At 69.9% G+C, this 12,294-nt stretch carries 8 protein-coding genes; 3 read left to right on the top strand and 5 right to left on the bottom strand.

Annotated features, from left to right (window positions below):
* Positions 1-149: 149 nt before the first annotated feature.
* Together SK854_RS32640 and SK854_RS32635 are read left to right on the top strand one after the other, a co-directional pair.
* The gene (locus tag SK854_RS32640) at positions 150-1,499 is read left to right on the top strand and encodes an endo-1,4-beta-xylanase (protein WP_319978975.1); all 1,350 of its coding nucleotides are present in this window, start codon (positions 150-152) and stop codon (positions 1,497-1,499) included.
* Positions 1,500-1,575: 76 nt separating this feature from the next.
* Positions 1,576-3,009, top strand: a complete 1,434-nt coding sequence (locus tag SK854_RS32635) for a WGR domain-containing protein (protein WP_319978974.1) — start codon at positions 1,576-1,578, stop codon at positions 3,007-3,009.
* 37 nt (positions 3,010-3,046) lie between these two features.
* Here the strand turns inward: SK854_RS32635 and SK854_RS32630 are convergent, their stop codons facing one another.
* From SK854_RS32630 to SK854_RS32620, 3 genes are read right to left on the bottom strand one after another with little or no spacing between them, the layout of a single operon-like run.
* On the bottom strand, positions 3,047-5,740 hold the full coding sequence (locus SK854_RS32630; RefSeq protein ID WP_319978973.1) for an AfsR/SARP family transcriptional regulator: 2,694 nt from the start codon (positions 5,738-5,740) through the stop codon (positions 3,047-3,049).
* A gap of 21 nt (positions 5,741-5,761) precedes the next feature.
* Complete coding sequence (locus SK854_RS32625; protein WP_319978972.1) at positions 5,762-7,849, bottom strand: glycoside hydrolase family 2 protein; 2,088 nt, start codon at positions 7,847-7,849, stop codon at positions 5,762-5,764.
* 46 nt (positions 7,850-7,895) lie between these two features.
* Positions 7,896-9,335 (bottom strand): IucA/IucC family protein, encoded by a 1,440-nt coding sequence (locus SK854_RS32620; RefSeq protein WP_319978971.1) that lies wholly within the window; start codon positions 9,333-9,335, stop codon positions 7,896-7,898.
* 21 nt (positions 9,336-9,356) lie between these two features.
* On the opposite strand from SK854_RS32620, the gene SK854_RS32615 reads away from it, so the two are divergent.
* Positions 9,357-10,700, top strand: coding sequence for an IucA/IucC family protein (locus tag SK854_RS32615; RefSeq protein WP_319978970.1), 1,344 nt, complete (start codon positions 9,357-9,359; stop codon positions 10,698-10,700).
* On the opposite strand, the gene SK854_RS32610 is transcribed toward SK854_RS32615, so the two are convergent.
* Positions 10,690-11,703 carry a hypothetical protein gene (locus tag SK854_RS32610; RefSeq protein ID WP_319978969.1) on the bottom strand — a complete coding sequence of 338 codons (1,014 nt, stop codon included), beginning with the start codon at positions 11,701-11,703 and terminating at the stop codon, positions 10,690-10,692. The genes SK854_RS32615 and SK854_RS32610 overlap by 11 nt on opposite strands.
* 72 nt (positions 11,704-11,775) lie before the next feature.
* Positions 11,776-12,123: a hypothetical protein gene (locus tag SK854_RS32605; RefSeq protein ID WP_319978968.1), complete on the bottom strand. Its 348-nt coding sequence runs from the start codon at positions 12,121-12,123 to the stop codon at positions 11,776-11,778.
* Positions 12,124-12,294: the final 171 nt, after the last annotated feature.

The following is a 12,294-nucleotide window of genomic DNA, read 5'->3' as shown; positions in this document are numbered from 1 at the left end:
GATTCGTCGAACCGATCCGGTCGACACTGCTGGAAGTTCGATTCGGGCGGTATGTGGATTTGGCGCAATCCCTGCCGCCCGCACCGAACGGTGTGTTGACCGATCCACTCCACCCGCCTCTCGCGGGTGCTTCTCAGAAAGCGCCGAAAATGACGCTGACAGCGAAGTCAGTCGCACGAGTCACGCTCGTGTCAGCCCTTCTCACCGCCGTCGCGGGTGCCGCGATCATCGGAGCCTCGCCCGCCAGTGGCGCCGCCTCCACACTGGGCGCGGCGGCCCAGCAAAGCGGCCGCTACTTCGGCACCGCGGTGGCCGCGGGCAAGCTGGGCGACTCGACCTACACCGGGATCCTGAACCGCGAGTTCGACATGGTCACGGCCGAGAACGAGATGAAGATGGACGCGACTGAGCCCAACCAGGGCCAGTTCAGCTACGGCAACGCCGACCGGATCGTGAACCAGGCGCGCAACCAGGGCAAGCGGGTGCGCGGGCACGCACTGGCATGGCACTCGCAACAGCCCGGCTGGATGCAGAACATGTCCGGCTCCTCGCTGCGCAACGCGATGCTGAACCACGTCACGCAGGTCGCGACCTACTACCGCGGCAAGATCTACGCCTGGGACGTCGTCAACGAGGCCTTCGCCGACGGCAGCAGCGGCGGGCGCCGTGACTCCAACCTCCAGCGCACCGGCAACGACTGGATCGAGGCGGCGTTCCGCGCGGCCCGTTCGGCGGACCCGAACGCGAAGCTCTGCTACAACGACTACAACACCGACAACTGGTCGCACGCCAAGACCCAGGGCGTGTACCGAATGGTGCAGGACTTCAAGTCCCGCGGCGTGCCGATCGACTGCGTCGGCTTCCAGGCGCACTTCAACAGCGGCAACCCGGTGCCGTCCAACTACCACACCACCCTGCAGAACTTCGCCGCTCTCGGCGTGGACGTGCAGATCACCGAGCTGGACATCGAGGGCTCCGGCAGCTCGCAGGCCCAGCAGTACCAGGGCGTCACCCAGGCCTGTCTCTCCGTCCCGCGATGCACCGGCATCACCGTGTGGGGCATCCGCGACTCCGACTCGTGGCGCGCGTCCGGCACCCCGTTGTTGTTCGACGGCAACGGCAACAAGAAGGCCGCCTACACCTCGGTCCTCAACGTCCTGAACAACGGCACGGACCCCGGTCCGACGAGCACCACCAGCACGACCACCACCACGTCGTCCAACCCCGGCGGCGGGGGCTGCACGGCGACGTACTCCGAGGGCGAGAAGTGGAGTGACCGCTTCAACGGCAACGTCACCGTCTCGGGCACCGACAACTGGATCGTCACGGTCACCGTCAGCTCGCCCCAGCGGATCATCGCCACCTGGAACACCAGTGCCTCGTGGGACTCGGCCAACGTGATGACCGCGCGCCCCAACGGCAACGGCAACACGTTCGGCTTCACCATCCAGCACGGCGGCAACTGGAACTGGCCGAGCGTCTCCTGCCGCGTCGGCTGATCGACCGAGGTCGCCGGAATTGTCGGACCCCCTTGCTACGGTCGGTTTCAGCTGATCAACGCGAGGGGGAAAGACAGTGGCCGCTGCCACCACCTACCTGGAGCTGTCGGAGTCCGGCGGAAGTGCGCACAAGTTCTACGAGGTGGTCGTCGCCGGCACGACGGTGACCATCACGTTCGGCCGCATCGGTGAGCGCGGGTCCACTCGCGAGTCCACGTTCGCCGACGAGGCGAAGGCGGTGAGCGCGGCCGAGAAGAAGATCGGCGAGAAGGTGCGCAAGGGGTACGCGCCCGCGGTCAAGGGACAGCGGGCGCGGCGGGCGATCACGCGGCGCGAGATCACGAGCGTGCAGTCGAGTGCCCGGCAGGCGCCCGTGTTGTGGCGCTTCCACTCCGGCGCACCGGCTTTCGGCATCTTCATCGGCGAGGACGAGGCGTGGGTCGGCAACGAACGCGGTGACGTCTTCACGCTCGCGCACGACGGCCGGGTGACGGGGCGGTACGGCCTTCCGGACGGCGTGAAGTGCATCGTCGCCGACGACTTCTGGATCTACGCGGGCTGCGACGACGGCCGCGTGTACGACCTGGGCGGCAAGGTTCCGCGCGTCGCGTACGAGATCGCCAACGACGTCGACATCTACTGGCTCGACATCGACGACGGCGTGCTCGGCGTGTCGGACCGGCAGGGCGGCATCACGATCGTCGACCACGAGGACGAGTTCCAGTGGTCGCGCCGCAGCACGGGCGACAGCGCGTGGATGGTGCGGTGCGCGCCGGAAGGGGTGTTCCACGGGCATTCTCGCGGCGTCACGCACTACGCGGCGCGCAGCGGTGATCCCGTGTGGCACGCCGAGACGGTGGGCGCCGTGCTGTTCGGCTGGCAGGAACCGGCTGAGGTGTTCGCGGGCACCAGTCGCGGCTGGGTGCACCGGTTAGCTCGCTCGAACGGTGCCGAGAAGGCGCGTTACCGTTGTGACGCCGCGGTTTTCTCGTGCGCCACCTCACCGGGCGGCGACTACGTGTTCGCCGGCGACAACCACTCGTCGGTGTACTGCTTCGCGGCCGACGGCACGCGGTTGTGGAAGCTCGGCACGGGCTGCGGTTCCGCCTACTCCATGCAGTACCGCGACGAGCGCCTGTACATCGTCACGACCGATGGTTCGCTGGCGTGCATCGACGCCAGCCCGGCGGCGATTCACGCTGCCGAGCAGGGAGAACTGCCGCAGCGCAGCGACATCAAGGCCGACCACTGGCAGCGCGTCGAGGCCACGGCCGCGGTCGAGACCGTGGTGGCCAGTGCGGTTCCGGCCGGTGGCGTCGTCGTGGAATGCGTGCAGGACGGCGGCCGTCTGCGCGTGCACGTGATCTCGGACGGATACGACCGCGCTCGCGCCGTGCAGTTCCCGAAGGACATCCGCGTCCCCGGTGCGCGCTATCTGGTGACCGAGATCCACACCTCGGCGAGCGGCGGCTTCTACCGCGCGAGGGGAGAGATCAAGCGGCTCCTGTGATCGCGGCAGGCGTTGCGCCGGCTGGGGATCTTCTCCTTCACCGGGTGAGCAGGTCGTGAACGCGCTCGGTCTCCGCCTTCATCCCACGATGGAGGTAGATGCCGAGCGCTTCCCGCCACACGGCTTCGGCGCGCGAGTGCCTGCCCAGAGCGACGAGGGTGTGGCCCAGCCGTTCGAGGCCGTCCGCGAGCCCGAGGAGGTGTCCCAGTTCCCGCACCACGGCGATGGATTCCTCGTAGTGCCGGGCGGATTCCTCGTAGTGGCCACGGCGGTGGGCGACGAGACCGAGACACGTCAGCACGGCCGCCTCACCGGTGCGGAAGCCGTGCCTGCGGTGCCGGGTGAGTGCGAGGCGGCTGTAGCCGCGCGCCGCGTCGAGCTGCCCCAGGGCGGCCGCGTGCCAGCCCATCTGCGCGAGCGCACGCGCCTCCCACCTGGGTTCCCCGACGGCCCGGTAGAGCTCGAGCGCCTGGCGGGCGTGCGTCAGGGCCTGACGAGGGTCCTGCTGTCCCCAGGCGACGCCGAGCGAGTAGTGCACGCCGGCCAGGTGCACGGTGTCGTCGCAGTGCTCGGCCAGGGCCAGGGCCCGGTGGAGGTGCTCGACGGCGATCTCGTGGTGTCCCAGGGAGATGTGGGCGACGCCCGTCATGCGTTCGGTGTTCGCGAGCACGGCCGGATCGTCAAGGTGCCCGGCGGCCTTGGCGGCCAGCCGCCACGTCGTGAGCCTGGCCCGCACGAGCCCTCGCCGGACCGTGAACGTGTGCAGGTGCCACGCCAGCAGCCACGTGACGGCGTATCGCCGCTGGTCGAGCGCGCATTGCTGGGCGGCGACCAGGCACGCGAACTCGGCCTCGAACCACGCCTGCGCCGTCGCGTCGTCCGGCACCGGGTCGAGGTGGACGTCGCCCGTGACGTGGTCGAGCGGCGACGGGAAGCAGATCTGGTCCATGACCTCTTCCGCCACCCGCGCGGCCTGCACGTAGTGGTCGAGCACCCGCCGCGAAGCGTCCTCCCGCACCCGTTCCGGCAGGTCCTGGGCGACCGTCGTGGCGTAGGCGCGGACCAGGTCGTGCATCCGCCATCGGCCAGGAACGTCCTGGTGCAGCAGGGAAGCCTCTTCCAACGCCCGCAGCACCTGCCTGGCCCGTGCCGGTGCGACTCCGAGGAGGTTCACCGACGCGGCCAGACCGATGTCGGGGCCGGGAGCGATGCCCAGCAGCGCGAACGCGTCGCGCAGCCGAGGACAGAGAGCGCGCAACGACCACGACAGCACGGCGGGCAGGCTGGCGGACGGTTCCTCGCTGTCGAGCACGTCGATGACGGCTTCGTCCAGTTCGGCGGCGAGAGTCGCCAACGGGAGGCCCTGCCTCATCTGGGCGTGGGCGGCGACGATGCTCAGCGCCAGCGGGAATCCCCCGCACACCGCGATCAGCCGGTCGGTGGCGAGCGGCTCGGCCTCCAGCCGGCCCGCGCCGAGCCTGTCGGTGAGCAGCGCGCGGCCCTCGGCCTCGGTGAGCTCGCTGAGCAGCAGGTGCTGGGCCGCGTGCCGGGTGATCAGGCCGGGCAACCGGTTGCGGCTCGTGATGATCACGGCGCACTCGTCGTCGCCCGGCAGCAGCGGCACGACCTGGTCGGTGCAGGCGGCGTTGTCGAGCACCAGCACCATCCGCCTGCCCGCGACGAGCGAGCGGAACAGCGCCGCGCGCTCCTGGGTGCAGGCGGGGATGCGGCCGGGTTCGACGGACAGCGCGTGCAGCAGGCCTCCCAGCGCCTCCCCCGCGGTCATCGGCTCCTCGGTCGGGGAGAAGCCGCGCAGGTCGACGAACAGCTGACCGTCGGGGAACCGGCCGGCGTGCCGGTGCGCCCACCGCAACGCGAGTGTGGTCTTGCCGATCCCCCCGGTGCCCGCGATCGCCGAGACGGCCGCGGTGCGGACGGCGTCGAGGCGGTCCAGTTCGTCCCGGCGCCCGACGAACGTCGCGGGCTCCGAAGGCAGTTGCCGCGGCACCACCGGAATCGTCCTGGCCGCGGCCAGCCGGGGATCGGCGACGAGGATCCGCTGGTGCAGTTCGCGCAACGCGGCGGACGGCTCGGTACCCAGCTCCGCCAGCAGCCGCTCGCGGACCTGGCGGTAGTGCTCCAACGCGTCGATGCTGCGCCCTGACCGGTGCAGTGCCACCAGGTACTGGCCCGCCACGCGCTCGTTCAACGGGTGCCGCGCGACCCGTGCGGACAGCTCGGCCACCAGCTCCCCGCCCTCACCGGCGGCCAGCCGCGCGTCGACGAGTTCGTTCGATGCCGCCAGCCGCTCCTGCTCCAGCCGGTCGCGTTCCTCGCGCACCCACTCGCCGTCGAGGCCGGTCAGCGCCTCCGCCCGCCACAACGCCAGTGCCTGGGTCAGCAACCCGATCGCGTCGCCCTCCCGCGCACGGGCCCGCAGGTCCTGGAACCGCAGCAGGTCGATGGCGTCACCGGTCAGGACGTACCCGCCGGACCGGTGCGCGATCTCCAGCCCGCCGATCCCGGCCACCGCCCGGCGCAACCGCGACACGTAGCTGTGCAACGTCGTCCGCGACCGGGGCGCCGCATCGACGCCCCAGACCCGCTCGACCAGCCGCTCGACCGGCACGACCTTCCCCGCGTCGACCGCCAGCGCCGCCAGGACGCACCGCTGCCGGGGCGGTCCCAGGTCCACCGCTCCCGCGCTCACTTCTCCCAGAAGACGCAACACCCGGCGTCACCTCCGGAACACTCACGCGGCAGCGAGCGTCCAGGTTGCCGTGTCGGAGTAAGTCCGTCCGTCGCGCGTGCCGGTGATCGTCACCGTGTTGGCGCCCGGCCGCAGGGTGATCGGCCAGGTGTGGATGTGGTCGGCGGCCGGTGGCTTCGGGGCGCCGACCGCCACGCCGTTCACCGTGAGCTGCACGTTGTCGGTGGTGCCGTAGGCGCGAACGGTGGTGGCCGCGACCGTGCGCTGGGTCCAGCGGGCGCTGTTCAGGTGCACGAACGGGGTGTTCGTCCAGTTCGCCTTGTACAGGTAGAAAGCGTCTTTTCGGGTGTTGCGGTCGTAGGTGACCAGGCCCTTGTCGTTGCGTCCCAGCGTGTCGCCCTCGGAGCGGCTGTCGACGGCGAAGTCGAACATGTTCCAGACGAACGTGCCCCACAGGTACGAGCGCGTCTTGATGTCCGCCCAGTGGTTCTCGTGCACGAGGGTCTGGTACTCCTCGGGGTGCCAGCGCGAGGTCGTCACGGGCGGGCGCGGGTTCTCCTCGTGCTGCGCGATGCTGCCGCCGGCGCCGTACTCGCTCAGGGCGATCTTGCGGGCCGGGTCGCGGGCGTGCAGGCGGTCGGCCCAGCCGCCGGGGCCGGTGCTGCTGGTGTCGTACCAGCCGAAGTACTTGTTGTAGGCGGCCAGTTCCGCGTGGCCCGACACCGGGTCGAGGTCGCCGATGTGGCTCGCGTAGGTCGAGTGCCGGCCGGAGTCCTCGGCCCGGACTGCGGCGGCGAGGTCGCGCAGGAGGTTGTTGGTGGCGGTGTTGCTGGTCTTCTGCTCGTTGCCGATGCCCCAGAACGCGATGGACGGGTGGTTGAAGTTCTGCCGGATCATCTCCAGCAACTGCTGCTGGGCGTTCGCGCGGAACGCCGCGCTGTCGGTGATCTCGTTGACCAGCGGGATCTCCGTCCACACCACGTACCCGCGTTCGTCGGCGAGGTCGTAGACCTGCTCGGCCTGCTGGTAGTGGGCGGTGCGCAGGGCGTTGACGCCCATCTCGTCCATCAGGTCGAAGTCCTGGCGCTGGTTCGCGGGCGTCACGGCCCAGCCCGCGTTCAACCTGTCCTGGTGGGCGTTCACGCCGTGGAGACGCAAAGGCCTGCCGTTCAAGGAGAATCCGGTGTCGGCGTCGACGGCGGTGGTGCGCAGGCCGAGCGGTTCGGTGACGACGTCCTTCACGACGTTCGTGTCGGCGTCGATGATCTCCACGCTCGCGCGGTAGAGGTACGGGTCGGCCTTGCCGTTCCAGCGGTGCGGACGCGCGATCGTGACCGTCTGCAGGGTGTCGAACCCGGTGGCGGCGTTGACGGAACGGGTCGCGGACGTGGTCTCGCCGACGATGACACCGGCGTGGTCGGCGACGACCGTGCGGATCTTGACCCGCGCCGTGGAGGCGCGGTTGTTCCAGGCCTTGGTGGTCACCTCGACGCTCGCGGACGCGTCGCTCAGAGACCGTTGCCTCAGATGGACACCGGGACCGCCGGAGTCGCCCATGCGCGCGGCGAGCAGGTCCAGCGCGGTCAGCGAGACACCCCGGTAGATGCCGCCGAAGAAGGTGAAGTCCGCGGAGATCGGGGCGATGTCGGCCTTCGCGGCGTTGTCGGCCTTGACCGCGATCACGTTGTCCTGCCCCAGTTTCAGCGCCGCGGTCGCGTCGAACCGGAACCCGGCGAAGCCGCCGCGGTGCTGGCCCAGCTTGACGCCGTTGACCCACACGTCCGCGACCTGGTTCACCCCGTCGAACTGCAACCACAGCCGACGCCCGGCCAGCGTCGTGGACGGCGTGAAGTGCTTGCGGTACCAGCCGATTCCCCGGTAGTAGTTCGCTCCGCCGTCCTGACCGTCGGTCGCGTTCCACGTGTGCGGGACGCTGACCTGCGACCACGCCGCGTCGTTGAATCCCGGCGCCTCGGCACCGGCGGCGTCCGCACGCAGGAACCGCCAGCCCGCGTCGAGGCTCACCTGCGCGCGTGTCACCGGTGGCACGTAAGCCGAAGCCGCTGGTGTGCCGACGAACATCGCCGAGAGCAGAAGCAGCGGCAGGAGGAACGCCGGCAGACGTGTCATGTCCCTGAACGTATGGGCGCGATGAAAACGGTGTCAACGAAAGGAGCTAGTTCCGGTACAACGGGTTCGGGCAGTCGACGTACCGGCTCGCCGCGCCCTCCGCGCGTGTCCAGCGCAGCAGCAGGTTCGCCTTCGCGGGCACGAACCGGCTCTCCAGCAACGACATGACCTGTTCACATCCGTGATCTCTTGCATACGCAAGGAAAACAGACCGTGCCTCGGCCCACACGTCGAGACCGGGGTGCCGGACCAGCACCGCGCCGGCGATCTCGATCAGGTGGTTGACGATCAGGCAGTACCGCAGCCGCTCCCAGCCCCTCGCCTCGGAGACCCCCCGCGATCCGTCCAGTCCGTCCATTGAGGACAGCAGATCGGCATGGCGAGGAAGCAGCCGCATGCCTTCGGGGTCGCGGTAGATCGCCTGCACCGGCATGCCCGCGGAGTCCACGCCCACCAGAACGTTCTGCAGGTGGCACTCCATCACGATGCCGTGCGCGAAGAACGCGTGCAGCACCGGAGGAACGACGACCGAGACGTACTGCCGGAACCAGCGCAACGCGCTCCCGGAATCCAGTCCGTCCAACGGGTTGCCGTCGAAGCCCTCGCTGATTCCGGCCGCCAGCAGCGGGGTCACGCCGGGAAGGACGTGCTGCCGGACGCCGTCGCGCACCACGACCGCCAGGCCCTCGAACGAGTCCGGGGAGGTCCGGTAGCCGCGGTCGATCAGGAAGGCCGCGCCGGGGAAGTCCGCCGCGATGTCCGCGAACACCGGTCTCAGCAGACGTGCGAGCGGCGGGATCCAGCGCAGGTCGTGCTCCCACAGCCGGCGCACGTCGTTGGTGATCTGCACGTCGAGGCTGAACTTGTAGAACAGATCCGCCGGTGGGTCGTAGACCGTCCGCACCGACGACGTGGGCCACACCTCGTGCTCCGCCACCGCACCCGTGAGGCCCAGCAAGGAAAGTTGCCACGGATGCGCGGGCAGCACACCGGCGGGCAGCGGCACCTCACCGTCGTCGATGAAGTCACCTTCCAGGTGCGCCAGCGAGAAGCTCGCGTGCACCTCGGGTGAGTACGGCAGCCACTGCGAGGCGGGCAGGCCACCGCGGCCCTTCGGCGCGGGGTGATAGCGGTGCCCGGCGATCAACGCCTGCTCGGAACGCCGGTAGAGGTCGGCGGGGGCGGGGGCGCGGGCGTCGAGGACGGCGGCGATGGCCGATCGCGAGCCCGCGATCTCGTCCAGGAAGCCAACCGGCGGGTCGCCGAGTTCCTTCGTGATGAGCACAGCGAGTTCGTGCCACGACAACGGCTGCCACGATCCGCTGAACACCTCGGGATCCGACAGCCAGCGCCCCTCCCGCACCCGCAGCAGAACGCCGGTGCGGGGCAGGCGGATCGTGCCATTCGCCCACTCCCCCACCTCGCGGCGCAGGCAGTTCAGCAGGGCCGTCGTGGTGATGGCGTCGGGGTCAGTGCTGGCGTCCACCGGTGTCCGCTTCCTGTGGGGATGTGTCAGGATCAGATCATTCTGACGCAGACACCGGTCGAGTCCGAGTTCGCCGCAGCGCTGGACGAAAGACGTGCCGAAAGGTTCATCGCGGCGCTGCCGGGAGCCCGTGCGGCGATCCTCGCGCGCCTGCTCCGGGCGTTCGCGATCGAGCCGTTGCCGCAGGTCAGCGTGCATCCGGCCGAGTACTCGCATCCGGTCGGCCTCCTCACCGCACTGCGCTGGCGCCGCGCTGAGAGCCTGATCACGGAGGTCGCCCACAGCGTCGCCGGACTGGCCCTGTCCCGCACGACGAGCCCGCTCACCACGCCGTTCCTGAGCAGGTCACTGGAGGAGCACGAGCAGAGCGTCGTCGACGGCCATCCGCTGCACCCCTGCTGCCGCAACCGCACGGGGTTCACCGCCCAGGACCACCTCGCGTACGGCCCAGAGCACCGCCCGATCGTCCGGCTGCGACTGCACTCCGCGCCGAGTCACGTGGTGTTCGGCGACTGGCCCGACGAGCTTCGCGACGGCGAGCGGATCCTCCTGCCCGTGCACCCGTGGCAGGCAGACCGGCTGAACGTGCCTGCCGAGGGCACCCTGGACGCGAGCCCGCTGATGGCGCTGCGCACTCTCTCGACCGGTTCCTGGCACGTGAAGACGACGCTGAGCGCCCAGATCACCTCGGCCGTGCGGGACATCTCCGGCGGCTCGATCGCGACCGCGACGACGGTCTCCGACTTCCTGAGCGCGGCCGTCGAGGGCATCGAACTGCAGCACAACCGGGCATCGGCCGCGGTGCTGACCAACGGTGAACCGGACCGCAGGCTGGGCGTGATCCTGCGTGACAGACCCGTGCCACGCGAGGGCGAAACCCTGCTGCCCCTGGCCGCGTTGAGCGCCTGGCGGATCCCCGACCCGATCGAGTGGCTCGCCGAGTTCGCCGAACTGACCGTGCCGCCGTTGATGACGCTGTTGGCGCGCGGCGTCGCGTTGGAGGCGCACGAGCAGAACCTGCTGGTGGGCCTGGTGAACGGCAGACCGAGCCGGGTGATCTACCGCGACCTGGCCGACATCCGCGTCAGCCCGCGCGCCGATCTGCCCGCACGACTGCACGCGGACCCGGAAGCCTTGCGCGCCAAGACGTTCGCGACCTTCTTCGCGACCGCGCTGACCGGGTTGATCGGCGCGGTCGACGCCCCGGACGCCGACCTGTGGGACGTGGTGGCGAAGACCGTCCCGGACACGCCGGACCGGCACGCGTTGCTGAACGACCCGCTGCCGGCCAAGCCGCTCACGTTGATGCGACTCGACCCGAAGACGACTGCCTGGGCGTACCTGCCCAACCCGTTCAGGCGCTGAGCAACGCCGAGCGGTGCTGCCACGCCAGCGACAACAGTGCGGCACCGGCTGCCTGCGTCGGCTCGTGATGGACGAAGCGCTCGACGTTCTCCGCCGTGAACGGCAGCCCGCGCAGCACCTCGCCCTCCTCGTTGTGCGACACCAGATCGCCGAACAACTCGTCGAACTCCCCCGCCTCGATCACCGCGACCGTCAGCACGTCGGTGGCGAACGTCAGCGGATCCACGCCCATGCCGAGGTAGAACACCCGCGCGGCCGCCGTCAGCCGCCGCGCGAACGGCCAGGCCGCGTAGTCGACGGTGTGGATCTCCTCCGCCCCCAGCATCTCCTCGGCGAACTCGCGGATCATGCAGTGCCACAACGAGAAGTCGTCCTCGGACGAGCCCTGGAACACGCCGACCGGCAGCACCTGGAACATGCCTCCCGCGTGGCCGACGCGCTTCGGGTCACGCCAGTGCAGGAAGAACGTCGCCTCCCCGGACGCCTCGTCGTGCCGCAGGGTGAGGGTGCTGATGGCGACGTTGACCGGGCGGCGTCGGGGATCGCACGGATCACCGACCGCCGAACGCGACGGCAGCGCGCCGATCCGGCCGAGTTCCCGCGCCGCGTACTCGTGGGCACAGGCCTCGCCGACGTCGATGCCGTCGAAATAGGTGCCGAGGCCGAACGTCAGGTGCCGGCCGGAGAAGCCGAGCAGCCGGTAGGTCTCGCGGTTCTGGAACACCGCGGGCGACGCGAGCGCGGCCATCGCCGCCGAGTAGCTGCCGAACCCGTCCGGCAGCAGGGAGGCCGGCACGCCGGGCAGTTCCGCGGACGTCTTCAGTTCGAGCGAGAGATCGGCCAGCGGGATCGGCGCGGCCGGCATCCAGTCCAGCGACGTGAGCAACGGCGTCCCCGCGACCCTGGGCACGTCCGGGTACTCCGAGACCGCCTTCATGGCCAGCGCGTGGCGGTGTTCGAGCAGGTGGGCGCGCACTTCGAGCCACTCGGCAGACGTCGGCATGGCGCCATTGTGCCGACGACACGGGGAAATGACCGGACCACCTGCTGGCCCGGCCTCCTCACCCTGCGGCGGTCAGGCCCGCCAGCGCCGGGACGCGTGGACGACTTCGCCGACCGCGCGTGCCAGGCTTCCGTCGGCGTCGACGTGGCTCTCGTAGTGCGCCGGAAGCGGCTGGGCCACCTCGGGCGGTGCCTCGTACGAGTCGCTGTCCTCCCACCGCAGCCTGCGCGCCGTCTTCACGAACACGATCGCCGCGGCCAGCAGCAACACCCCGAGCACGGCCGGCCACCAGACCGATTCCGCGACCGCGATGGCGAACTGGACCTGGGCCACCACGACGAACACGACGGTCAGTCCGACCACCGACCACGGGGCCGAACCGCTCTCGTGTCTGCGCTTGGCGGCACCGGTTGCCCCCATTGGCGTCACCTCCACCGATGTTGCCGTGGACATCGGCGATTGATCGCACGGAGTTACAGGTCCAAGCGTACTCCTCGGTCGTTTGGTTGCAGACCGTCATTTTCGGGACGTCCACCCACCGGTGCGAAACCCCTGTACAGCACGTGCGCGATTCACCCGGTGGTGTGATCA

It is taken from the genome of Lentzea sokolovensis, from assembly GCF_033949975.1.
In the GTDB taxonomy this organism is placed as follows: domain Bacteria; phylum Actinomycetota; class Actinomycetes; order Mycobacteriales; family Pseudonocardiaceae; genus Lentzea; species Lentzea sokolovensis.
This window is presented reverse-complemented; position numbering and strand designations above follow the sequence as displayed.